The sequence below is a fragment of the candidate division WOR-3 bacterium genome (assembly GCA_016867815.1).
Taxonomy (GTDB): domain Bacteria; phylum Hydrothermota; class Tepidihabitantia; order Tepidihabitantales; family Tepidihabitantaceae; genus UBA2258.
In genome coordinates this window covers 23,711-48,475 of sequence record VGIR01000001.1, presented here as the reverse complement: position 1 = coordinate 48,475, position 24,765 = coordinate 23,711, and the positions used below count along the sequence as shown (strand labels likewise).

Sequence of the window (24,765 nt, the reverse complement as noted above, 5' to 3'; positions counted from 1 at the left end):
GGCCGCGATGGTGAAGAACGGCCCACTTCTATGCTCCTGCACGAGGTTCGCGAGCTACGTGCTTGGCTTGGCAGAGCCCATCCTCCAGCCAGGAGGGCCGCTCGATCTACTTAGGATGAAACTGAGCCGCGAGCCATCCATACGAGGCGGCAAGTGACGCACTAGAAGGGCCATGCGCAAGATGCTAGCCTACATCAGGCGGAACTGGTGGATCCTACTGCTACCGGCCGCGATGCTTGGCCTGAACTACTGGGCATGGCGTCACTCGCTGGTGCCTCTGCCACCGCTGTGCGTACCCCATTCGACGGAGCCGCCGGGCGCGTCGCTCGTTGAAGTTGCTAAGGCGTTCGCGGACATCACTAAGCCGATAGTCGACATCTCTACGATACTGGCCCTGTCGGTAGGCGGCATCTGGACGTACTTCCTCTTTGTACGAAAGAGAGCGAACTACCCACAGGCGAATGTATCCCTGAAGGTGTCCCATGTCCGTCTGACCGACCACATGCGCCTACTACGGGTCGGAGTCCAGTTGGAGAACAAGGGCAACGTTACCCTCGCGCCCAGCCGTATGTTAGTGTGGGTGCAGCAGGTTCTGCCCTGGCCCGCCGCGGAACTCGGCCAAGCGCCCAACGCGGATCTGGTTGCTGACCAAGAGAGCGAGATCGACTGGCCCTTGCTCTACGAGAAGGAGCTCGCCGCACCAGGACTGCGCTACATGAGGCTAGAACCCAATGAATCGGACGACAGGCAGTTCGATGTTCTGCTAGCGGACAACGTCGACACCGTGCTGATCTACACTCATGTCAAGGCAGGTCGAAGGAGCCTGTTCGGGAAGAGCGAAGGCGAAGCCAACGAAGTCGGGTGGACGGCCTCACGACTTCACCGCTTAGTTGACCGATTGGAAAGGAGCACAAATGCCACGCAACCCTAGTCATCGTGCCCGCAAGAGGACACCGACCGGCGGAGTGACCAAGCAGGCAAAGGTGAAGAGGCGTCCCGCACCTTCGGGCAGGGTCGCCAGCGTCAAATTGGCGCGCGTCCGACTGGAGCAAGCACATCGCGCTCTGATAAGAGCCGGCATGCCGGCTGAGGCAAATGCCGTCCGTGTGATACTCAGACAAGTGCTGGGCCCGAGGGTGCCTTCAGATATCTGCGGCGACTCCATGCTTCTGGGATTCCGCGCGGAAATGTGTCGTCTCGCGTCTCTCCCGTCTCACATCCCTTCTCGCCAGTCCAAGAAGAAGAAGCCGAGGCAGATGACTGCCTCAACTACCACTTCCGGAGTCAAGGAACACCGTGAAGACTAGACAGCAGTCCCCGAAGCCCAAGCCGAAACCAGCACCTACTCCCACGCCGAAGCCAGCGAAACAGAAGTAAGAGCCTGGCGGTGCTAGTCTCTCACTCCACAATGGGAGAAATGAGGAGAAATGAGGGACAGTCACCTATTCGGCAACAGTGAACCACGGCCACGCACCCCATTTCGGGAAGCTTCGGGACATCGCGCTGCCGCAGGCAGCGAGTTAGCAGTTAGGAAGGTAGCAGTGAGCAGTTGTCCGGCTTACAGCTTCAAGCCGCAAGCATCAAGCTAGCCCAGGCGCAGGTCCGAGCCGGCTGACGGCTTCCGGCCACTCGATCCTATCCCCTGTGCTTCTGACTTCTTCAATCTGGCTTCTGACATCGTCTGCCTCAGACCGCCGTCCCTAATCCCCAGCCCCCAATCCCTCGTCCCCAGCCCTCTGCCAGCTTGACTCGACTCTGATACGTGCAGAATTGACAAACATCAGGAGTGTAGTATCATGGTTTAAGGAGGTGCGATGAAGAGAAGCGCACTGCTCGTTTTCGTCATCGCGGTTACATCCATTTGCTCCGGCCAGTGGCTGGAGCGCCAAGTCGTGATCGGCGACACCCTCGGCGGCATCAGCCTGACCGGCGGCATCGTCGTCAACCCGATATCCGGCAACGTCTACATCGAGTCCAGCCCCATACAGGTATTCAGCCCCGTAACCATGGAGAAGATTCGCGGCCCCGGCTCGACGGGCTTGGTGATTTTCTGTCCGCCGAGCGGCAAGGGGTATGTGTTGCGGGATTCGGCAGTCATACTCGATGCCGCTGCGGACACGGTCCTGAGCGTGACTGCTCTGCCCTTCAGACCGAGTTCACTCGCATACAGCCCGGCGTCCGACCGGCTCTACCTGGGGTCGACGTCCTCGGAGACGCTCTTCGTGTTCGACCCCGACGGCGATTCCGTGCTGACCGCCGTTGGAATAGGAGCCGACGTCTCGGCTCTGCTATGGGATTCAGCCTGGAATCGGCTGTACGTCGGAACCCAGTCGAATTCACTCAGCGTGGTCGACTGCACCGCCGATACTTTGCTGGCGAGTGTTCCGGTCGGAAACGACGACGTATCAAAGCTGGCACTGAGCACCGTTTCGCACAAGCTCTACTGCGTGGCCGGGGACACCGGGCTGACCATAGTGAGCACTGATTCGCTGAAGGTAATCGGCGTGACACCGGCGCTCGAGCTGGATGAGCTTCTGGCGCTGGTCTACAACCCATTCACTGACCGGTTGGCGTGTCTGGTCACTGACTCGTTGTGCGTGATAGATTGCCAAACCGATTCGACACGAACCCTAGCTGCAGGATCGCTCTCGTCCGTCGCGGTCAATACGGCGAACGGAAGTACCTATCTGGGCTGGTACGATCCTACCGAGGTGCTTGTGACGGACTCGAACGACCACCTTGCGGCTGTGGTTCCCATCCCAACCGTACCCACTCACGACATCGTGGCCCTTGCATTTTGGCCAAACAGCAATGAAGTATACGGAGTGACATCCCCGGGCGATCTCGCCTTCGCCATCGACGCCGCGGTCGACTCGGTCGTGGGCACTGTGAACTACGCTGCCTATCTACCCCGGCAGATGGTCCACAACCCGGCCGGCAACAAGCTCTACCTGCTCTGCACTGGGCACGATGAGGTCCTCATCCTTGACAGCACATTCGGTACGCCGAAGCACATTCCCGGCGGGGTCTACGGCACATACGCCCAGCCGGTGCTGAACCCGGCCCTCAACCGTCTCTACGTGGCTGACTACGGCACGCTCCGAATCATCGACTGCAACGCTGACAGCCTGGTCAGGACCCTGGCGATGGCCGCCATCGACCGCCCCAGGCCGGTGATGGTCCCGTACCTCAACAAGATGTACATCTTCGACGGCTCCGATGCCGACTCGGTATACGCCTACGACTGCCTGCGGGACACCGCGATCCCGCTCTTCGAGCTGGACGACCACGTTCCTTGCGCGGTCTACGACCCGCGCTCCAACCGAGTTTTCTTTGCCTGCGGGGACAAGCCGACTGTACGCGCCCTTGACCCGGTGGGCGACTCTGTGGTCAAGACCTTCGACCTTGTGGGCGGCTCCTATCGTGGTAAGATGACCTTGAATCTCGACCTCGGCCTGCTCTATTACATCGACCAGTCGCCGACGATGATGTTCACCATCGATGTGCTGGGGGACTCGGTCATCTCATCCGAGATCCTGCCCTGGATCGTCGACGCCATGTTCCTGAACCGACGGCTGGGCAAGCTCTACATGTGCGGCAGCAGCCAGACTCTGGTCTTCGACTGTGCCCTGGGCGCAATCGTCGATACGATCGATGCCGGATTCACCTACTCAGGCCTGATGGACGACCGGAACGACAAGCTCTACCTCAGATACGGCGCGGTCGTGGATTGTCGCTACGACTCGGTCGTGACCCGGCTTGACCCCATCAATTCTCGCAGCATGGCGTGGGACGCCATCGACAACCGTGTGTTCAAGGCGACCACAAGCAGGCTCTACGTCTACCGCGACGACCCATATAGTATCGAGGAACAGAAACCCGGAGTCCTGGGGCCGATGCTGTCCGTACTCGGCAATCCCGCCAGAAGCGGGGTCAAGGTGCGACTCCAGATTCCGCCCGGCCAGACGGGCAGCCTGACCGTGCACGACGTGGCCGGCAGGCTGATCCGACTGCTGTCGGTTGCCCGGTCTGCGACGCTCAACGTCGACCTGAAATCGGTGCCGGCCGGGGTCTATTTCGTCAGCCTCGAAGTGGGCCGAAACAGGACCAAAGATAAGGTCATCGTCCAGCACTAAGCCATCTTGAGAGCACGGCAGCCCGGTATCAGATAAGCGGCTCGGTCTCAGACATTGCCGCGATACTGAGCTGGCCGTGACTCTCTTTGCGCCTGGCGCAGACGCAGGCCATAGGCCACCAGCTGGCTGCGGAGAAATGGGGACACGATGTGTAACGAGAGATGAGGGACAGTCACCTATTCGGCATCAGTGAGCCAGGGACAGGCTCCCCATTTCGGGAAGCTCCCACGAGGCATTTCGGATTGCAGACTGCAGATTGCAGATTGGCCAGACCGTCAGCAGCCGACCACTTGACCACTGGATCACTAGACCACTGGATTCCTCGACCCCTCTCCCCTTCCATTTGACACCCCCGCCCGCCAGTCCTAGAATCCCGCCAATGAAGATGCGAACCGACTCCATGATGCCAATCCGAGTGTTGTTTGCCTGCGCGCTTGCGGCTCTCTGTTTGCTGGGGTGTGGAGACAGGAGCGCGCCGCCGATCGATCCGGCACTGAAGGCGTCGCTCGCGTCGTGGCTGGCCGAGCACAGTAAGCCTCCCACGGACTACGTCGTCGGTCTCTTCGGCAGCCACGATGTTGTCTTCCTGGGTGAGGCGCACTACCTGAAGCACGATCTGCTCTTCGTCCAGTCGCTATTCGAGCCGCTCTACCGGGCCGGTGTTCGCACCTTCGCCACCGAGTTCGCCCGCCGGGAGGACCAGGCCTTGATCGATTCGCTCCTTGCCAAGCCGACGTGGGACGAGGGGCTCGCGCGCACGATCGTCTTCAGCCAGTTCGTGCTCTGGGGCTACCAGGAGTACGTGGACCTGTTCCGGGCCGGCTGGGAGCTGAATCGGAAGCTCGCGCCAGGCGCGCCGCGATTCCGAATCCTGGGCGTAAATGACTCGCCGGATTGGAGCTACTTCCGGACACGCGCGGACATGGATGTGGACTCGCTCAAGGCCAAGGTTTGGCGCGGCGGCGGTGAAGAGCACTGGGCCCAGGTCATCCTCGACGCGGTCGGCGCGGGCGAGAAGGTGCTGGTCTATTCCGGCATCCACCACGCGCTCAGCGGCTTCCTGCACCCGATTGTCATCGACGGCAAGTTCGTGCGCTTCGAGGATCGGCGCATGGGCAACTTCGTCTACCGGAAGCTCGGCAAGCGGGCGGTCACTGTGTTCCTGCACGCGCCGTGGCCGGGTCCAAAGGGAATGGACGACAGGTGGGTCTGCGCCGCCGACGGCGTGATCGACGCGCTCATGCAGGGCCTGCCATCGGGACCGCGTGCAGTCGGATTCGATCTTGCCGGGTCCCCGTTCGGGAACCTGCGGGTCAGGAATGCCCTCTATGCGAGAGGCTACGATGACTTCCGTCCGTCGATGTTCTGCGATGGCTGGATCTACACCCAGCCGATCTCATCGAACCAGGGCGTGACTCCCATCCAGGGCTGGATCAATGCGGGAAACCTGGAGCGGGCGCGCGCGCAGTCTCCGAATCCGGACTGGCGGCAACTCACTGCCTCGGAGTTCAACGCCCGCATCGCACAAGCGGCCGACGTCCGGAAGCTCTGGGGCCACTTGAGATGATCGCCAGGAGGAATCTCGGCAATGTCGAACCTGGTTTGACCCGCGGTCTGGAAGCCAAGTATGACGGACAGGCACGCAGTTTCGGGAAGCCTCGGGACACCCGAGCGGCTGCGCCGCGGAGCTGGAGGTTGACGGACGGAAGCAGGGACGGGCACTCCATTTCGGGAAGCTCCCACGAGGCACTTCAGATTGCTGACTGCAGATTGCAGATTGGCGCGGGCGTAGCCCGCTAGCCTCAAGCTGCGAGTATCAAGCTAGCCCAAGCGCAGGCCCGAACCGGCTGACCGCTTCCAGCCACTCGTTCCCTTGCTGCCTTGATCCCTTGGTCCATCTCCCCTCTGATTTGACACCCGCGCCCGCTTCGGTTCACCCCAAACCCCGCTCCTCAGGGGCTCCGCCCCTAAGGCGGTGTACGCGGCTTCCTTTGGTCGCCGCACGTGCACCTGTAACCCCTTGGGGTGACCCTGCGGCTTGACTGCCCCGCCCGCGAGTCTATCATCTCCGCGATGAAGGCTCGACGCCACCTGGGCGGAGACGAAACGCGGGCGCGTTCCCGCAAACTCCCCGCCAGCAACAGCCTATCGAGGGGATTCGAGGCCTTGTGCCCGGTTGCCGACCTGTTCTCCACGTTCACAAGGCCTTGGTACGTTGCCGGCGGGTGGGCGCTGGACTTGTTCCTCGGACGCGTCACGAGAAAGCACCATGACATCGATGTGGCGATCTTTCGAGAAGACCAGATCAGGTTGCGCGACCATCTCGCAGGCTGGCAGTTCCAGAAGGTAGTCAAGCGCCGCAGCCACATGCTCGAATCATGGGACGAGCGCGAGTGGCTCAGCCTGCCCGTCCACGAAGTCCATGCCCGGGGTCCGGGCGGAGACCCGGAAGTCGAGAACTTCTCAACGAATCCAGGGAGGAGAACTGGGTCTTCCGCCGCAATCCCGGAGTCACGCTCCCGCGGTCAGGCCTGGGCAGGCTGGCGCAACCGGACACTCCCTACTTGACGCCGGAGGTGGTGCTGCTCTACAAGGCCGCTCATCCTTCGGCGGCTGGCGAAGAGGACTTCGCCGCGGTCGTCGAGGCGCTGACTGCCGGCCAGCGACGCTGGCTGGTCGATGCTCTCGGAGTCTGCCATCCCGGGCATCACTGGCTGCCCGCCCTCTATGCATTCACTGGCTGAGTTGTCGGGGAGTTCCGGGGTCGCAGCATGGAATTTCCGGTCGGCGATGTCGAGACTGCCCACCACAGATTCCGGCCGGCTGATGCCGACCACTACTCCGCGCACGTTTGACGCCGGCTCATCTCCGTCTGGAATCGGGCCATGACCGCACCGGGGGTGGTGTTCAGCCTGCGTCAGGCCACCTGCGACGACAGTGAGTTCGCATTCGAAGTGAAGAAGCTGACGCTGGGCGGCTACGTGCGCCAGGTTTGGGGCTGGGATGAACAGGAGCAGCGCCGGCTGCACGACAGACGGTTCGGGTCTCAGGATTTCCAGGTCATCGAGTCATCAGGGTGCAAAATCGGCATCCTCGCCCTCTCCCACGAACCTGGCTGCCTGAAGGTCAACCAGCTCCTTCTGCTGCCCGAGCACCAGGGCAAGGGAATCGGCACGGCCTGCATGAGCCGAGTCATCGCGCAGGCGGCCAGCCACGGCTTGCCCGTGCGGCTGCAGGTTCTGAAGGTGAACCGGCGGGCGGTTGAGTTCTACTGCCGGCTGGGTTTCCGCGGTGCCGGTGCAGACGGCACGCACATCCGGATGGAGAAGCCGGCGCGCTGACAAGCGAGTGGCCCGTGGCAACCAGAGCAGGGAATGGTTGTCTCGGAGGCGCGTCAATGGGAAGAGAGACAGGCTCCCCATTTCGGGGAGCTTCGGGACATCGCGCTGCCGCAGGCAGCGAGTTAGCAGTCAGGAAGGTAGCAGGTAGCAGCTGTCCGGCTGACTGCCCCAAGCCGCAAGCATCCAGCCAGCCCAGGCGCAAGCTCAAGCCGGCTGCCCGCTGCCGGCCCTACTGCTTCGGAATCACGCAGATGAAGCGGAAAGGCCTGTCGCCGGTGTTCTCGAATCCGTGCTCTTCGCCCGCGGGAATGTACGCGAAGTTGCCGTAGGCAACCGGCTTCACACCGTCCGGGCTGACTATGTTTCCCTTTCCCTCGATGATGAATACCTCGTGCTCGTAGTCGTGGTGGTGCAGCGGTATCTTCTCTCCGTTGCGCTTGATCTCGATTACCCGCATGGCGAAGTGGGGCGCCCCGTCCTTGGCGGCAATGAGCCAGCGGATGGTCGCCTGCATCCCGGCCAGATGCGGCTGCTCTTCCTTGACTTCGGTGAAATGTCCTGTCAGCATAGACCATTGTACCACATGCAAGACCCGCAGCCAAGGTCGAGCAAGACCAGGGAAGCCGGATTCGTAGCTAGCCACCAAGACACAAAGAGGATCGAAAGCCTCTCCATCTGCTCATGTCAGTCCGAACCTTGGTACCTTGGTGGTAGACTTCCGTTCTAGTTCTGGCGGCGCGGGGACCGCAACATTTGGCCGCGGCGGTTCGTCCCATCTGATGTAGCCAAGGAGTATCATGACTAGACACTTCGCCTTACTGTCCGTGGTTCTTGTGCTGACCATAGCCGGCTGCTATGTCCCGAGCCCGAAACTCACAAAGACCGAGATCGCCCAAGAGAAGGTTGGCCTTGCCGGAGCTGAGTCAGTCAGCGTATCCGTCACGCTCGGTGTAGGCAAGCTGAAGCTGGCGGGCGGTGCCGACTCTCTGCTCGACGCCCGGTTTGAGTACAACATCCCGGACTGGAAGCCTGCCGTGTCCTACAGGGTCGAGGACGGCCGGGGACGGCTCCTCGTCGAGCAGCCTTCGCGGGTCGTCGGTGCGGCCTGGCCGGGCAGCGTCCGCTACGACTGGGAACTGAAGCTGAATTCCGGCCTGCCGCTGGAGCTGGAGGTCGACATGGGCGTCGGCAAGAGCGAGGTCGACCTGAAGGGCCTTAGTCTGCGCCGGTTCAGCCTCGATGCCGGAGTCGGCGAGGGTACGATAGACCTGTCAGGCCCGCGGCCGTCCGACCTCGAGGCGACCATCCAGGCCGGAGTCGGCAAGCTGACTCTGGTCCTGCCCTCCGATGTCGGAGTCCGGGTCAAGGCTCAGGCCGGTCTGGGACACGTGAACTCGGACGGGCTCAGAGCTGACGGCGATGCCTGGGTCAACGAGGCGTGGGGCAAGACCAGGACGTCGGTGCGGGTCGAGGTCCAGGGCGGCATCGGTGAAGTTGAGATGCGGCTTGTCGGCGACCCCGCCGGCGGGAGCATCTAGCAGGGCAGCGGACTCAGGGACTGGCCACGAAGAGACGAAGAAGACCGCGCCCGATCCCCTCTCTCTGTGCCTTTGTGTCTTTGTGGTAGACTCCGGTCCTTTCCGGCTTCTGTCCGAACTGCTTGACAGTCGCGGAAAGGCCGGGATAATGGCCCGTGGTCAGTAGACAGACGCTTGCCCCTTTGCGATTGACCAGTGGCCGTTCGCGGCGCTCGTCGGTCACGAGACGTCGTTCGACCCTCCTCTAGCCCGACAGCTTTCCATCCATGCCCACACCATCCTTTGAGTTCAAGCGCAGGCTGGAGCCGATGCGCCTGCGGGCAGCGGAACTGGAGCAGCAACTCGGCGACCCGAAGGTGACGTCCGACATTCCGCTGCTGAAGACTCTGACGCGCGAGTTCCGGACGGCGACGGCGGCACTGGAGCAGTTGCGGGAGTACGAACGCATAGAGAAGGAAGCACAGGAAGCGGATGAGATGGCCCGGGGAGCCGATGACGCGGAAATGAAGGAACTGGCCCATAAGGAACTCGCCGACCTGAACCAGCGCATAGAAGCGCTCAGCACCTCGCTGGAGGCCGTGCTCCGCCCCCGCTCCCCGGATTGGGACAAGGGCTGCATCGTCGAAATCCGGGCCGCCGCCGGCGGCGAGGAAGCAGCTCTCTTCGCGGGCGATCTGTTCCGGATGTACTCGCACTATGCCGAGAAGCACGGCCTGAAGATCGAGGTCATGGACTCCCGCCCGAGTGAACTGAAGGGCTTCAAGGAAATCGTGTTCGCGGTCGAAGGCGACGAACCCTACCGCTACTTCCGCTTCGAAAGCGGAGTCCACCGGGTCCAGCGGGTACCCGAGACCGAAGCCTCGGGCCGGATTCACACGTCCACGGTCACTGTTGCCGTGCTGCCCGAACCCGAGGAAGTCGAGATGATCATCAACCCCGACGACCTGCGCGTGGACGTCTACCGCGCGGGCGGGCACGGCGGCCAGGGCGTCAACAAGACCGAGTCGGCCGTGCGCATCACCCACATCCCGACCGGCCTGGTCGCCCAGTGTCAGGATGAGCGGTCGCAGCAACGGAACAAGGCAAAGGCGATGAAGGTGCTGGCCGCGCGCCTGCTCGAAGCCAGAAATCTCCAGGACCAATCAAAGATGACCGCGACCCGACGCAAGCAGATTGGCGGTGGCGACCGCAGCGAGAAGACCCGAACCTACAATTTCCCGCAGAACCGGCTAACCGACCACCGCAACGGCGTGTCCGTGCACAACCTCGACTCGGTCATCGAAGGCGAGCTCGACGCGCTGTTCACGACGCTCGAGAAGGCCGAAGCCGCAATCGAGTGAGCGAGCCGAGCCGCAGAACTCGGAATCTAGCCACCAAACCACCAAGACACAAAGGGCCCGAAGTCCGGATCGACTCAGCCGAACTCCTGAAAGAAGCGTCCGGGGCGATTCCCCGGTCGGACGCGGAGTACTTACTGATGCATCTGCTCCAGGTTCCGCGTCATGAGCTGTATCTTCGACGCCCCGTCACGGCAAGGGAGGCGGCGCGCTTTCGACGCCTGGTTTCTCTGGCCCGCAGCGGCGAACCGGTCCAGTACCTGACCCACTCTGCCCCTTTCCTCGATTTCCAGGTTCAGGTAGACCATCGCGTCCTCATACCGCGACCCGAGACAGAAGAACTTGTAGCCAGGACTTTGTCCAAACTCAAGTCAGAAGCCAGAAGCCGGAAGCCAAAGGCCAGGACCATGGCGGTGGACTTCGGAACCGGGTCAGGGTGCATCGCGATTGCGCTGGCCCGGGCGCTTCCGCAGGCAAGCATCCTGGCAGTTGATGCTTCAGTGGCCGCGCTCGCTGTCGCAAGACGGAACGTCGTTCGGCACAGCCTCGGCGACAAGGTCAGGCTGGCGCAGGCGCGAAACATGGATGACCGAATCCTGTCACGACTGCGCGGACGACTCGACCTGCTCATCTCCAACCCGCCCTACATACCCACCCGCCGGCTGGCGCGACTGCAACCGAGCGTCCGCCGGGAGCCACGGCTGGCACTTGATGGAGGGCCAAAAGGGGCTAATATTGTCGCGATGTTGGTTGCGCACGGCCCCACATTGCTCAAGCCCGGTGGGCTGCTGGCAGTCGAGGTCGACGCGACCCACGAGTCAGCCGTCCGCAAGCTGGCCCCCCATACCGAGGTCGAGCGTGACCTCGCGGGAAGAGTCCGCTACGCCTTCCTGAGGAGGAGCTAGCGGTCAGGTGCTAGCAGTTAGGAGTCAGGAGACCAATGTCCAGTAACAGCAAGCGCATCGGGTTCATGGTCAACCGGGACAAGCCTCTCGCAACGAAACTGGTTCCTGACCTCGTACGTTGGCTTCGTGCTGCCGGGCACGTGCCGCTCCTGTCTGCGGGCACCGCGAAGCTGCTCCGAGTCACGGCCGAATGCGGCCCCGCCGCAAAGCTGGCTGAGAAAGCCGACCTGGTCGTTGCCTGCGGCGGCGACGGAACGCTGCTCCGGGCAGCGCGACTGGTCGGCAGTCGAGACGTGCCGATAATGGGCGTCAACCTCGGCGGCCTGGGATTCCTGACCGAGTTCTCGACCGCAGAGGCACAGGCCGGCATCGAAGACTTCTGCCGTGGCGCCCACTCCGAGGAGCGCCGGATGGTCCTTGCCTGCCGGTACGGCCGCAAGTCGGGCTTTGCGCTGAATGATATCGCGGTCAACATGGGCACAGCCAACCGCGCCATCGAACTCGTGGCCAGCTCCGGCGGTGTGCTGGTCACTCGGTACATCGGCGACGGCGTGGTGGTGGCGACCCCTACCGGCTCTACTGCTTACTCACTTGCGGCCGGCGGCCCGGTTGTCTACCCGACGATGCAGGCGATTCTCCTGACCCCCCTCTCCCCTCACGCGCTCGCATCGAGGCCGATGATCCTGCCCCCTGACGCGAAGGTAGAACTGGAACTGAGCCGGCGCTCCGAGTCGGCCATCCTCAACCTCGACGGCCAGGAGCGCTGGATAGTCAGGCCCGGCCGGCCTCTCCACATCAGCCGCGCCGATTTCACGATCCGACTCGTAACCCCGAAGGACAAGACCTATTTCCAGATTCTGCGCGACAAGCTGAAGTGGACCGGCAGCCAGCGCTGACGAGGACTTCAGATCCGGAACTCGAAGCACGAAACGCGAGTGAGCCTAAACTCCAAACCCTTGGATTGCTCGTTTGCCTCCATTCAAGCTTGAACCGGACTTCGAGCTTTCTCATCCGAGCCTAGCCTTCACTCATGCTCTCCGAACTTAGAATCCGCAACTACGCCCTGATTGAAGACCTCACGGTCCAGTTCAGCCCCGGTCTGAACGTACTCTCGGGCGAGACCGGAGCCGGCAAGTCTATCATCATCGGCGCGCTATCGCTTCTGCTCGGCGACAAGCCGGACGCGGACATGATCCGCGCCGGTGCAGATACCGCCCAGGTCGAGGGCCGGTTTGACGCTGGCAAGCAACTGGCCGCTGAGTGCACCGCCCTCGGCATTCCGCTGACCGAAGATGGGGCTCTGCTCCTGCGCCGTCGTGCCGAGCGCAGCGGCCGCGGGGCAGCCTACGCCAACGACTCCGGCATCACCATCGCCGCGCTGCAGAGACTCGGTGACCGGCTCGTGGATTTGCACGGCCAGCACCAGCACCAACTGCTGCTGAAACCTGAAATTCACCTCGACATTCTCGATGAGTACGCCGGGCTCAGTTCCGAACGCGATGGCTTCGCCGAGCGGTTCCACGCCTTCGACGAGAAGTCGGCAGAACTCGCCCGGCTCGACCAGCAGCTCGCCGAACGCAGATCCCGGCAGGAACTGACCGAGTTCCAGTTGAAGGAGTTGGGCGGTGCGGCAGTGAAGTCCGGTGAGCTTGCCGGGCTGAGCCGCGAACGGGAACTGCTGCAGAGTGCCGAGCGGAGGTTCACCCTTGCCCGGCAGCTTGAAGAACTGCTTTCAGAACAGGAGGGTTCAATCATCGGCCTGCTCGGGATCGCCGGCAAGACCCTGAACGAACTCGCGGAACTGGACCCGGGCCTGGCCGAGCGCCGCGCCCTGCTCAGCGAGGCTCGCGCCGGCGCCGACGATCTGTGGCGCGAACTTGTCCGCTATCGAGAGTCGATAGAATTCTCGCCGGAGCGAATGGAGGAGGTCAACTCGCGCCTGTTCCTGATCGAGAAGCTGGAACGCAAGTACGGGCTTCGCGCCGACGAACTCGCCTCCCTCGAAGCCAGACTGAGGGCCGAGCTCGACTCAATCGAGCTTGGCGCCTCGCACCGGGAAGAGATGGTCGCGGAACTGTCCGCGCTCAGGCAGGATTTGATGGCGCGCGCGGATGCGCTCTCCCGCAAGCGCGGCCGGGCCCGGACCGAGCTCGAGAAACGGCTGAGCACGGAGTTCGAGGCTCTGGGACTCGGCAAAGCCGTGCTCTCCGTCAGCATCGGGCGCGTTCTCGACCCGGACGGCGTCCACCAACGCGGCAACGAGCGCTTCCGGATGACGCCGGCCGGCGTTGATACTGCTGAGTTCCTCTTCTCCGCGAACCCGGGCGAGGAGCTGCGTCCCTTGCGCAAGGTCGCCTCGGGCGGCGAGCTCTCGCGCATCATGCTCGCCCTGAAGAGCGCGCTCACCCGAGCGCGGGACATGACGGAAATGTCCGACATTTCGGATCGTGTCCCAAGCGGAGGAGTTGCGACACTCGTATTTGACGAAATAGACGTCGGCATCGGCGGCAAGGTCGCTGAGGCCGTCGGCAAACGCCTCGCCCGGCTCGGCAAGAACCACCAGGTCATCTGCATCACGCACCTGCCCCAGATCGCGAAGTACGCCGAACGCCATCTACTCGTCGCCAAGTCGGTCCGCGGCAACCGGACCCTGACGTCAATACGAACGCTCGACCCTGACTCCCGGGTAGAAGAACTCGCCCGCATGACCAGCGGCGCGACGGTCACCAAGGCCAGCCTTGCCCACGCCCGCGAGATGCTCGAATCCACCGGCTCTCTTCGAGAATAGAGAATGGTGAATAGAAAAGGAAGAAATCCCAGCCCCGCCTTGCGTGCTTCTCTCCTCTGTCTTGAATCCTACCCGGTCTGCTTTCACTCCTCTCTCTTCACTCCTCGCTCTTCTCCTGGTGCACATGACTGACCAGCCACCCGCATCGGCAGACCGGCTACCCGAACACAGCAAGAACGGCCACCCGACCGCGGCCCGCATCGTCACCGTCCCGAACATACTCAGCGTGTCGCGCATAGTCTTGCTGCCGATCGTGCTGCTCCTGCTCTTCAAACGCCAGAACGTGGCCGCGGTCGCGGTCATGGCGGTTTCGTGGACCACCGACGCGCTCGACGGCTACATCGCCCGCAAGCTGGGCCAGGTCTCGAATCTCGGCCGCGTCCTCGATCACCTGGTAGACAAAGTCTGGGTGGGCTCGGTACTGGTGACGCTCGTGTACATCCGCAACCTGCCCTTCTACCTCGCCGCGGCCGTCATCCTGCGCGACCTCCTGATACTGGCCGGCAGCGGCGTCATCATGAAAGCCCGGGGCCTGTTTGTCCAATCCGATGTCGTCGGCAAGATAACCGGGTTCGCCTTTGCCCTGATGATCGTCTTCTACACACTGGAGGTCACGCCGCTCGTGCAGTACAAGTCGGCGGTCGATTTCGTCGTGACGGTGCTTGTCGTTGTGTCGTTCCTGAACTACCTCACGGTCTTCCTCCGCCGGATGGTGCGATTCCGCCTCCCCGGCGAAGAGACACAGTAGCCGCCCGGGCTTTCGCCCGGGCGGCGGCATCGAAACGGCACGGGCGTGGCGCCCGGCCGGAAACCTGGGTCTACTTCTTGGCGCGGCCTCGGACTTGTTTCAGCGCACGCTGGAAACAACCGAACACTTTGGCCATCTCCACTTTTGTGACCGGTCCCATATGCCCGATTCTTACAATCTTGCCGCGCATGTCGCCCTGACCGTTGGCCAGCAGTATCTTGTCGCGCTTCTTGCAGATGTCAACGACCTTGACGCCGTCTACGCCCTGGGGCATCTTCATCACGGTCAGGGAGTTCGAGGCCCGCTTGGGGAAAAGCTCGAGGCCGAGGGCCGTTGCCTTTGCCCGCATCAAATCGCCGATCTCCCGGTGAGCCTTCCAGTACTTCTGCATGCCGGTTCGATTCAAGCGCTTGAGACTCAGGTCCAGAGCGTAGATGATGGAGATAGCCGGGGTCCAGGAAGTCTGTCCCTTGGCCGCGTAGCGTCGAGCGATACGCAGATCAAAGTAGTAGCGCGGCGCTCTGGCCCGATCGACTCGCTCGGCCGCGCGCTGGCTGAGAGCAACGAACGACACGCCGGGAGGCACCGCCAGCCCCTTCTGGCTTCCGCCCACCACGACGTCGACATGCCAATCATCCATCCGCAGCTCGTCGGCCCCGAGACCGGCAACCGCGTCGACGACGAGAATGCGGTTGAGCCGGTGGCATATCTCACCGAATGCCCGTACGTCGTGCAGAACGCCGGTAGAGGTCTCGGTCAGGGTCGTGAAGACACAACGGGCCGAGTCGTTGGCAAGAAGCCTCCGCTCCAACTCCTCGGGCGGGATCGACTCTCCGTAAGGCCGACTCAGTTCGTCGACAAAGGCCCCGAACCGCAGGTTTATCTCCCGCCACCGCTCGCCGAAACGGCCCGCGGTTGCCACCAGCACCTTCTCGTCCGGGCTGATCAGATTTGATACCGCTGCCTCCATTGCCCCGGTACCGGACGCGGTCAGCACGTGGACCTCACCCTTGGTGAGCATCATCTTCTGCAGACCGCTCCGGACCGACTCGTAGATGGCTGCGAACGAGGCTTCCCGGTGGTAGACCAGGCCGCTCGCGAGCTCTTTCAGGAACTCCTGCGGCACGTCGACCGGCCCGGGTGTGTAGAGTTTGTACTTGGGTCTAACCATGACTCGAACCTCCTATGTTCATCTTCGTGTTCTACCCCTGCGTCGGGCCCGCTTCGGACTCGTGCCGGGCGGCGCCATGCGACGGATCGCACAGAACTCCCCGCACATCGTACAGGCGCCCTCGGTATGTGAGCGGGCGGCCGAAAACACAGCCTGGGCGCGCTGCGGGTCAACGCAGCCGGCGATCATTCCCTTCCAGTCCAACGCGGCCCGGGCTTTGGACACCTTCAGGTCCCAAAGGACCGCGCCCGGATGATGGCGTGCCACATCCGCGGCATGGGCGGCAATCCTCGAAGCAACAACTCCCTGCCGCACGTCTTCGATGGTCGGCAGTCCGAGATGCTCAGAGGGCGTCACGTAGCAGAGGAAGTCCGCCCCGTGCCAGGCTGCCAGGGCGCCGCCGATTGCGCCCGTGATGTGGTCGTAACCGCACCCGACGTCGGTCACCAGAGGACCGAGAAGGTAGAAAGGCGCCCCGTCACAGACGGCCTTCTCCAGCTTGACGTTGGCCTCGATCTGGTCCAACGGGACGTGTCCCGGCCCCTCGACCATCGCCTGCACACCGGCGGCCCGGGCCCGCGCAACGAGTTCGCCGATTGTCAGAAGCTCCGCTACCTGTGCGGTATCGGTTGCGTCCGCCAGGGCTCCCGGACGCAGCCCGTCCCCGATAGAGAGCGCGGCACCGTGGTCGCGAGCCATCGCGAGCAGCTCGTCGTAGTACTCGTAGAGGGGGTTCTCTTTGCGGTTACGCCGCATCCACTCGATGGTCATCGATCCGCCGCGGCTGACGACTCCGCATACCCGGCGGGCCTTGGTTAGGATTTCCACGTTCTGCCGGGTAATGCCGCAATGGACCGTGACGAAATCGACTCCGTCGCGCAGGTGTTTTTCCACCCCGGCGAGCATCTCCCGGGCGCTGGCGTCGACAAAAGACTTGCCCCGACGACGGGCATCAAGCGCCGTCTGGTACACGGGCACGGTTCCGACTGGAATCGGCGACTCGGCAACTACGGCCGCGCGCACCTCATCGACATCTCCGCCTACCGACAGGTCCATGACGGTGTCCGCACCGGCTGCGACTGCCGCGCCCAGTTTAGCCAGCTCATTCTTCAGGTCGCTGGCGTCTGGTGAAGTACCGATGTTGGCATTGACTTTCACGGTCATGCCCTTGCCGACTGCCAGCGGTGCGATACGCCGGTGCCTGGAACGGAGGATCGTCACCTTGCCCTCGGCGCAGTGCTTCGCAATCAGCTCGGGGCTGACCTGCTCCTGCGCCGCGACCTTGGTGAGCCAGGCCGGCCTCTGGCTTGCTTGCTTCATCTTGAATGCCCCGCCTCTCGCCCCGGCACCAACTCCTCAAGCGCGACCGATTGCTCGGTGCCATCCTCATAGCGCACGGTGACGCGGCGCTTGATTGCGTCATGACTTGTTACCACGGCCGGACCGTGTTCGGTCTTGACAGTGATCCCGTTCGACGGCATTTCCTTCAACCACTGCTGGTAGCTCTGGTCCTCAAACGCCAGGCAGCACAGGAGCTTGCCGCACACACCCGAGATCTTTGCCGGTTCCACAAACAGGTTCTGTTGCCTCGCCATACGCAGTGCGATCGGCTTCAGCTCACGCACGAAACTGCGGCAACAGAGGTCCCGGCCGCAAGGTCCGAGCCCGCCCAGAAGACGGGCGTGGTCTCGCACCCCTATCTGCTTGATGGAGACGCGCGTGTCCAACGCGGTGGATACTGCCTTGTGCAGCGCCCGGAAGTCGAAGCGTTCCTCGGAGGCAAAGAAGAAGCATATCTTCTTCCGGTCAAGGCGCCAGTGGGCTCCCACCACGCGCATGCCGAGCCCGTACTCATGCTTGAGCCGGCAGAAGACGGCCAGGGCCTTGCCGGTTTCGGCGTCGAGTTCCCGACGGCGCCGGAGGTCATCATCGGTGGCGGCCCGCAGCACCACGCTCCGACTCTCATCCGAATCCTCGTACGAGACAATCCGGCCGACGTCCTCACCATCCTCGTCCTGCACCACGACAGCGTCGCCCGGTCTGACCGCGACTCCGTCCGGTATGTCGCACAGTTCGGACCTGAATGGATGTGTCTCGACCAGCACCACTGCCATATCTGAGACTACTTGAACTGGCTCTGTTCTTCCGGAGTCAGGTAGGACTCCAAACCGGTCTTCGGTTCGTCTTTGGCATTGGTCCAGGCCAGCCGATAGTTGGCATCACCCCGGATGTCAATGAAGACGAAAACACTGCCTGTGTTGTAGTAGTGCCAGTACTCGCGGGGTCGCGTCTCGGCCTCAACCACCTTCTGCTCGACCGCATCCGGCTCTCCATACTTGACGTAGACCCGGCCGCGGTCGGTATTGTAGCCGGCGACCTTGGGCTGCTGGAATCTGCCCGCAGCCGTCTCCATCCGCCGACTGAACTCCTTCAGGTTTCGAACGCCCCAGAACTTCGCCAGGTATGACATCTTGCCCGTATCCGACAACGCCTTGTAGTATGCTACCTGTTTTGGAGTCGCCAGGTACTGGATCTGGTCGTAGTACTTGCGTTCGTACGGACCCAGGCTGTCGAGGCCTGGCCCGGACACACCTGTCTCCGGCGCCAACGAGCCGATGACAAACTCCCGGCTGGCGGTCACGGAACGCCGGGTAGCGACATCAGTCAACTCAAGACCAAGAGTGTAGGCTCCGGGGTCTACGCCCGCCACGCTCACCCCCAGCGCATATGCTACAGCCGTTCCCTGCTTCGGCTTTGACAAGAGCGGGGTCTCGACCAACGTGTCCTCTTTGCCCTCCCGGCTGCGAAAGATTGCCGCCCTGACTCGATAGGTTGCGCTCTCGGGACTCAGGTCATAGCCTTCGTAGTAGACGTACAGCGCCTCGAGCCCCTTGTCCGAAAACCTGCGCGTGGGATTGGGTATGACCGAGACCGCGCCCGTGGCGGTGTCGGTCAGAGCGGTAGAGCCGACCTGCAGCGAACCCAGGGCGAGACCGCCGCTGAATCCCTCCAGCAGGATGGTATCCTCACGGATGCCATCGGTCTGACCGGACGAACTCGTTTCGGCAACTGCTACCGTGAACCGGTACCTACCCGGGGGCGCGGTTACGCTGAAACCATCGACGAAGTTGCGCTGCGCCGCAAACGCCTCCTGGAAACTCCGGATGCGAGCCCGCTTCAGAACCGTGCCCTCCTGGCGGAAGCTGTTGTCCAGACCCGCGAATTCAAGCCGCACACTGAACTCGGCCACCAGTCCGCTGTCAGCAGTCTGGGTATACAGCAACTGGTCGTAGGGTATCGCGTAGAAGAACTCAACCCGACTGGAATCCACCCTCTCCCTGAATGCCGACCAGTCGACGCTGAAATCGAGCGCCCCGGTGAAAGCCAGACAAAGAATGAGGCTCGTGCTCATCGCCGTAGCCTCTCTGGAAGCTGTTCGCTGCAGGCGATTGTCAAAGTTCCTCGCGGTTCCGCAGGACGTACTGCCCTGCTCCGAACTTGTCTATGAAGTAGAACTCTTTATTGGTCTGGTAGTAGTACCAGATCTCGACAGCCGGCGAATCGATGTCGAATGGCCGCGACTCGACCTGGTCGGGCGATCCGTAGATCACGTAGACGTGACCACGGTCGCTGGAGTACCCCCGGTCTCCGTGCCCGAACTGCTGCTGCGCATACTCTATCCGCTCGAAATACTCAGCCTCGGTCACGTAACGCCCTTTGATCGGAGACTGTGCCTTCTGCTTCCAGAAATCGCTCCACTCCCGCTGCCGCTCGCTGCGCGACACCAGGCGGAGGCGTCTCAGGTCCTCGCTTCCTGCCACGTACACCAGCTGCTCTACCCGCTGCAGGTACGCGGAATCATCCAGAAAGAACGGAACCTCGATTCGAAATCCCACCGTCGCGTGCAGTTCCCGCGCCGCGCCGAATCCAGTGACCTCCAGCACGTAACTGCCGCCTCCCAGGCGCGCCATGCCAGCCGAATCCCCGACTATGTACTCGAACCGCGCCTCCGGCCTCGCGAGTCGAACCTCTTCGCTGCTTCCACTCGCGGCCGGAACTTCCTTCATAGTCGTTTGGACAGTCGCGCCGGTCACAACGTGCCGGTCGCGCTTCAGCACAAACCTGCAGCTGTCCATCCGATCCTGGTGACTGGTCGCTTCGGCCACCGCCACCAGCGTGTCACCGATCTGGTACTTGCGCACCGCGACCGGCTTGCCCGAGCGGTAGAGCCTTGCGGTGATACCGCCGCTAGACCGCTCAATCCCAAACCTGGCCAGCGCCGACCGTTCGCTTCCGAGATCGTTGACTTCGACCCGCACGTCAAGTGCCCTGCTGGGCACGACCAACCTCACCGTCCCGGCCTCGACCGAATCACGAGCCACGGTCGGGCCGTAGCCCTGCGTCCGCACCACTCCTTGCCAGAGGTCTCCGGCCACCACATCTCTTCGCTTGTCGGACGCTTGAACGCCAATCTGGTAGCGGGCGGCAAAGTCGCTGCCCTCCCGCAGGAATGCGAGGGAAGTATTGGGTATCTCGTAAGATATCTCAAGCATCGTAGCAGAATCATCGACCGGGTAGGAGTACTGCTCCAATGTCAACTTGAGGTCCCCTTGCAGCGAAAGCGCGGACAGGAGCAGAAACGGCACAAACCACATGGGCGTAAAGTGTATGCACCAGCCTCTGGAAGTCAAGCTGCCAACCCGCCGAACGAGAGCAGCCGGTCGCGAACCCCGCTGCCAATCGTCTCCCAGCCTCCAGTTACCAGTCAAGAACCGGTCACCGATGCTCGGTCATGCCTCTCCCGGTGTTGGCGAACAGCCGCCCGCCCCGCGCCCGAGGTCACAACGGAAACTACGCAGCGTGCCGCGATGCACGTACGTGGCCCGTTCGAGCTCCGCGCAGAATGGCAGGTTCTCCGAATCTGTCTCGGCCACGACTGTGCCGAATCCGTTCTGCTGGAGCATTGCCGTCCCCTTCACGAGCAGATCAAATCCGTACCCGTGACCACGCAGTTCCGGAACCACGCCGATGTATTCAATCGTTCCTTCCCTTTTGTCCATCCGCTTCGGTACCACCAACCCGCAGAGTCTTCCGTCGGCAAGATAGCCGAGCAGCCACTCGGACGGTTTGAACTCCCCTTCCCTTAGAATCCGCATGTACCAGCGGGCCGTCTCCGCCGCGCCGTGTTTCCTGATGCGGACTCTATCCTGACGATCAAGCGTGCCTACAGTAACCCGTCCGACTGCGGCGGCGAATGCGTCCTCGCCTTCGTCGGACATGGGCCTGAACTCAAGCCTGAGCCGAACCCGGAGTGCGGAGCCGGTGTTCTGCCAGACATAGCGCTTCTTCTCCTGGCGCTGTCTGAACCCGACCGCCTCAACGAGCGCCTTGTACAGTGTCGGGTCAGGGTCGTAGACATCATGGATGGCGTACTCGACCCCGGCTACTCCCCTCTCACTCAACCTGGCCAGCGCCCCGTTCAACAGAAAAGTACCGGTCGCAAAGAAATCGACTGACGAGCCGATGTGCGTTCCGAACATGGCCATCTCGGTGGGTGACGAACGGCGGTGAAAGAAGACCCTGCCCACCGGCCTGCCGCCGTCTTCGGCGACGAAGGAAAGCTCGGGCGAACTCGTCCCCTCTTCCCAGATTCTCCCGACCACGTTGGCCAGCCAGCCGGTACCGCCAAAGGCACAGCATGCCTCGAGCTCCTCGGGCCGGATAGACCTGATCTCCATTGCCAAGGATAGCCTTCACTCCATCCCTGTCAAACAATCGCCAACCGAGCATCAGAACGCGCTCTCTGCTCCGCTTCCTTGACTCTACCGCGCCCGACTGGTATTGTTTCTCAGGCCGGAATCCGCGACCCTGTGGTCTATTGTGCCCGGGTCGCACAGGCCCCAAGGTGCCGCACAACAACACCCAAGGGAGCTTGACTCCGGCGTGAACCTTACCGGCTAGTAGGAGGCTTGATGCGCACTTGCAGGTTATTCGCGGTCCTATCGCTACTCGCGGCGGTTGCTGCTGCCGGAGGCGTCAACCCGGCCTGGATCAAGCACTATGTCGGCCCCAGTCAGAGCCAGTTCAACGAAGCGACAGACAGCTACCTTGACACCCTGACCGGCAACCTTCTTGTCGTCGGAGCCGGCGAGCTGGCCGGCAATCCCAACGGGCTTGATTTGGTGGTGATGAAGTACCGGCCGGATGGAACCCGTGCCTGGGTGAGCGGTTTCAGCGGCACCGGCACCAGTTCCGGGGACATTGCGCAGGCCGTTGCCGTCGACTCGGCCGGCAACATCTACATCGCGGGCAGGGCGAACAACACTGGCCACGACGACGCCGCCTGGGCCAAGTATGACTCGAACGGCGTGGAGCTCTGGCACAGATACTCGGGGCTCGGTGGCGATGACGAAGCCTTCGACATTGCCATCGGCAAGTCGGGTGATGTCTACATCTGCGGTTCCGACTCCGGGTACGGATTCCTGACCGGATACATGGTGGCTCGCATCAACCCATCCAGCGGCGATACGCTCTGGACGCGAACCTATGTCCTCGACACAACGGCGTTCGCCCGGAGGAACCGGGGAAAGGACCTCCACCCCGACTACTTCGACGACTACAGCCTCTATGACAATGCGGCTGTTTCGTTGGCCGCGTGCCCGGACAGCGGCATCGTGACCACCGGCCACGGATCGGATTTTGACTGGATGCTGGAGTGGTGGACCATGAGGTTCACTCCCTCGGGAGTTCGGTCGTGGGCCGCCGTCTACCACAACCCGACGACAACAATGGACAACGGCGACGATGACGTCGCTTTCGACGTCAAGGTGGCAAAGAACGGTGACATCTACGCTGTTGGTTTCGACTACCAAGACAATGGCTCAACCTCTCAGGGTTACAACTATGCCGTTGTCCGCTACAGCCCATCCGGCAGCCGACTAAACTATCGCAGCCTCAACGTTGCATCGGAGCACGGCGACGACTATGCTTTCTCAGTCACGCTCGACGACTCGTCCACACAGAACGTCTACGTAACCGGTACCCTGGCGTATCCGTATCCCCTGAATGAACAGGTGTCGACCATGAAGTTCAACAGCACTCTGACGTCGCGCTGGGGCACGGCCGGCGCCACGTTCGGCTCCACTGCCGACGACCGGGGGTACTCGGTATTCTACCGCAAGGGACGTGTCTATGTCGCTGGCCGAAGTGGCAACGACATCATCGTTCTCGGCTACACCGCGACCAACGCTGCCAGCAAAGATACACTCTGGACCTATCGCTTCGATGGCAACGACCAGATGATCGACTTCGGAACGACCATCTGCGCTTCCGACACCGACCATGTCTTTGTATCGGGCGAGGTCTCGCACACTGGCGGGTGGACCAGCATCTACACCGCCCGGCTCCGCTACGGCCGTCCGGAAATGGAAGTGAACGCAATCGTCGCTCCGCAGGGCTCCTTTGATCACTACGACACAGTGATTCCGCGCGCCCGCATCAAGAACAACGGTGATGTCATTCCTCCGGTCAACGCGTTTATGTACATCGGCCTGCCCTACGGCGATACAATCCAGGTCTTCGACGGCCCGGCTCCGGGGCAGTCGGCGGTCGTTTCCTTCAAACCATGGGCCGCACACCCGACCGGGCTCGTGCAGGTACGCTGCAGCATAGAGGTCGAGGGCGACACCGTTCCGTCCAACGACTTCTTCACCGACACCGTGCAGGTGATTCCGATCGATGTCGCCTGCAGGCAGATAGTAGCGCCGGTAGGGCCGCTCGATTCAGGAACCAGTGTCACGCCGACAGCCCGTTTCAAGAACCTTGGCACCACAACGCAGACGTTCCCGGTCTGGTTCCGGATCGAGACAGCAGCCCGGGCCGCCTGCGGGGACACTAGAAGGAGGGCGCGATCGCTCACTGCCGGGAAGGTGGCGCAGGTGTACGAGGACGCGGACACCATCACCCTGAGCCCGCAGGAGAGCACAAATGTGTCTTTCGCTTCCTGGTTGGCCGCTCCACAAGACACCTACCTCATGAAGGCATTCTCAGCCATACTGGATGATGGCCCAGCCAACGACACGGCTATCGCCCTGCTGGTCGTGCGCCGACCGCGTCACGATGTCGGCGCTTCGGCAATTCTCGCCCCGCCCGACACCGTTGACTCGGGCTCCGTCATAGCGCCTCGCGCGGTCATCACGAACTTCGGCGGTGCCAGAGACAGCTTCCGCATCCGTTTTGCCGTCGGCTCCTTCTTCAGCCGCGAAACCGTAATGATCCTGCCCATCGGTAGCATCGATACTGCCGAATTCGCACAATGGACTGCCAACCAGGTCGGCACCCATCTTGTCCGGTGCTCCACCATGCTGGCGGGAGACAGCAATCCCTCCAACGATTTCACACAGCGACAGGTGGTAGTAAGACCAGCGCCGGGAATCGAGAGTCCCGACGAAATCTCCGTGATTCCTCGGGAGTACTCCCTTGGCTCCCCTCGTCCCAATCCCTTTGTGGGCCGAATCCACGTACCATTTGCGTTGCCGAGGAGCTCGCGCGTCCTGTTGCAGGTGTACGACGCGGCAGGAGCACTCGTCCGCACTCTGAATGCGTCTGAACTGCGGGCAGGGTTTCACCACGCCCGATGGAATGGTACCGATGAGCGTGGATCGCCCGTGAAGCCAGGGACGTACTTCTGCCGAATGCAGACCGCAAGTTATACACAAATCGTGAAGCTGGTGTTGTCGCAGTAGCCCTGTTGCCGGCCTACCACAGGCGACCGCACAACCGAATCGCCTGTCACGCGAGAT

The 24,765-nt window shown here is 62.4% G+C and carries 19 protein-coding genes; 12 read left to right on the top strand and 7 right to left on the bottom strand.

The genetic code is table 11. The features are described from left to right. Positions 1–172: 172 nt before the first annotated feature. From FJY68_00175 to FJY68_00155, 5 genes are all read left to right on the top strand, one after another. Positions 173–931: a hypothetical protein gene (locus FJY68_00175; GenBank protein MBM3330249.1), complete on the top strand. Its 759-nt coding sequence runs from the start codon at positions 173–175 to the stop codon at positions 929–931. An 883-nt stretch (positions 932–1,814) separates the two neighbouring features. Further along, positions 1,815–4,136: a T9SS type A sorting domain-containing protein gene (locus FJY68_00170; protein MBM3330248.1), complete on the top strand. Its 2,322-nt coding sequence runs from the start codon at positions 1,815–1,817 to the stop codon at positions 4,134–4,136. Between the two features lie 379 nt (positions 4,137–4,515). Continuing rightward, positions 4,516–5,703 (top strand): hypothetical protein, encoded by a 1,188-nt coding sequence (locus tag FJY68_00165; GenBank protein MBM3330247.1) that lies wholly within the window; start codon positions 4,516–4,518, stop codon positions 5,701–5,703. 506 nt (positions 5,704–6,209) lie between these two features. After that, complete coding sequence (locus FJY68_00160; GenBank protein ID MBM3330246.1) at positions 6,210–6,704, top strand: hypothetical protein; 495 nt, start codon at positions 6,210–6,212, stop codon at positions 6,702–6,704. Positions 6,705–7,021: 317 nt separating this feature from the next. After that, on the top strand, positions 7,022–7,477 hold the full coding sequence (locus FJY68_00155) for a GNAT family N-acetyltransferase (GenBank protein MBM3330245.1): 456 nt from the start codon (positions 7,022–7,024) through the stop codon (positions 7,475–7,477). A 229-nt stretch (positions 7,478–7,706) separates the two neighbouring features. On the opposite strand, the gene FJY68_00150 is transcribed toward FJY68_00155, so the two are convergent. Then, on the bottom strand, positions 7,707–8,045 hold the full coding sequence (locus FJY68_00150; protein MBM3330244.1) for a cupin domain-containing protein: 339 nt from the start codon (positions 8,043–8,045) through the stop codon (positions 7,707–7,709). A gap of 229 nt (positions 8,046–8,274) precedes the next feature. Between FJY68_00150 and FJY68_00145 the strand changes: the two genes are divergently transcribed. The 6 genes from FJY68_00145 (at position 8,275) to FJY68_00120 (ending at position 14,793) form a co-directional block, all read left to right on the top strand. Further along, the gene (locus tag FJY68_00145) at positions 8,275–9,015 is read left to right on the top strand and encodes a hypothetical protein (GenBank protein ID MBM3330243.1); all 741 of its coding nucleotides are present in this window, start codon (positions 8,275–8,277) and stop codon (positions 9,013–9,015) included. 308 nt (positions 9,016–9,323) lie between these two features. Beyond that, positions 9,324–10,355: a peptide chain release factor 1 gene (gene prfA / locus FJY68_00140; GenBank protein ID MBM3330242.1), complete on the top strand. Its 1,032-nt coding sequence runs from the start codon at positions 9,324–9,326 to the stop codon at positions 10,353–10,355. Beyond that, positions 10,352–11,257, top strand: coding sequence for a peptide chain release factor N(5)-glutamine methyltransferase (gene prmC, locus FJY68_00135; GenBank protein ID MBM3330241.1), 906 nt, complete (start codon positions 10,352–10,354; stop codon positions 11,255–11,257). Before prfA ends, prmC begins: the two co-directional genes overlap by 4 nt. A 35-nt stretch (positions 11,258–11,292) precedes the next feature. Then, complete coding sequence (locus tag FJY68_00130) at positions 11,293–12,153, top strand: NAD(+)/NADH kinase (protein ID MBM3330240.1); 861 nt, start codon at positions 11,293–11,295, stop codon at positions 12,151–12,153. Positions 12,154–12,287: 134 nt separating this feature from the next. Next, positions 12,288–14,045: a DNA repair protein RecN gene (recN, locus tag FJY68_00125; protein ID MBM3330239.1), complete on the top strand. Its 1,758-nt coding sequence runs from the start codon at positions 12,288–12,290 to the stop codon at positions 14,043–14,045. 118 nt (positions 14,046–14,163) lie between these two features. After that, positions 14,164–14,793, top strand: a complete 630-nt coding sequence (locus FJY68_00120; GenBank protein ID MBM3330238.1) for a hypothetical protein — start codon at positions 14,164–14,166, stop codon at positions 14,791–14,793. Between the two features lie 70 nt (positions 14,794–14,863). Here the strand turns inward: FJY68_00120 and FJY68_00115 are convergent, their stop codons facing one another. The 6 genes from FJY68_00115 to FJY68_00090 form a co-directional block, all read right to left on the bottom strand. Continuing rightward, complete coding sequence (locus FJY68_00115) at positions 14,864–15,964, bottom strand: alanine--glyoxylate aminotransferase family protein (protein MBM3330237.1); 1,101 nt, start codon at positions 15,962–15,964, stop codon at positions 14,864–14,866. Between the two features lie 18 nt (positions 15,965–15,982). Continuing rightward, on the bottom strand, positions 15,983–17,284 hold the full coding sequence (gene thiC, locus FJY68_00110) for a phosphomethylpyrimidine synthase ThiC (protein ID MBM3330236.1): 1,302 nt from the start codon (positions 17,282–17,284) through the stop codon (positions 15,983–15,985). Continuing rightward, the gene (locus FJY68_00105) at positions 17,281–18,078 is read right to left on the bottom strand and encodes a hypothetical protein (protein ID MBM3330235.1); all 798 of its coding nucleotides are present in this window, start codon (positions 18,076–18,078) and stop codon (positions 17,281–17,283) included. The genes thiC and FJY68_00105 overlap by 4 nt, the downstream gene beginning before the upstream one ends. 8 nt (positions 18,079–18,086) lie before the next feature. Next, positions 18,087–19,376 (bottom strand): GWxTD domain-containing protein, encoded by a 1,290-nt coding sequence (locus FJY68_00100; GenBank protein MBM3330234.1) that lies wholly within the window; start codon positions 19,374–19,376, stop codon positions 18,087–18,089. A gap of 40 nt (positions 19,377–19,416) precedes the next feature. Further along, on the bottom strand, positions 19,417–20,619 hold the full coding sequence (locus FJY68_00095; GenBank protein ID MBM3330233.1) for a GWxTD domain-containing protein: 1,203 nt from the start codon (positions 20,617–20,619) through the stop codon (positions 19,417–19,419). Between the two features lie 135 nt (positions 20,620–20,754). Continuing rightward, positions 20,755–21,702 (bottom strand): GNAT family N-acetyltransferase, encoded by a 948-nt coding sequence (locus FJY68_00090; protein MBM3330232.1) that lies wholly within the window; start codon positions 21,700–21,702, stop codon positions 20,755–20,757. A gap of 234 nt (positions 21,703–21,936) precedes the next feature. On the opposite strand from FJY68_00090, the gene FJY68_00085 reads away from it, so the two are divergent. Beyond that, positions 21,937–24,708 (top strand): hypothetical protein, encoded by a 2,772-nt coding sequence (locus tag FJY68_00085; GenBank protein ID MBM3330231.1) that lies wholly within the window; start codon positions 21,937–21,939, stop codon positions 24,706–24,708. The last annotated feature ends 57 nt before the right edge of the window (positions 24,709–24,765 follow it).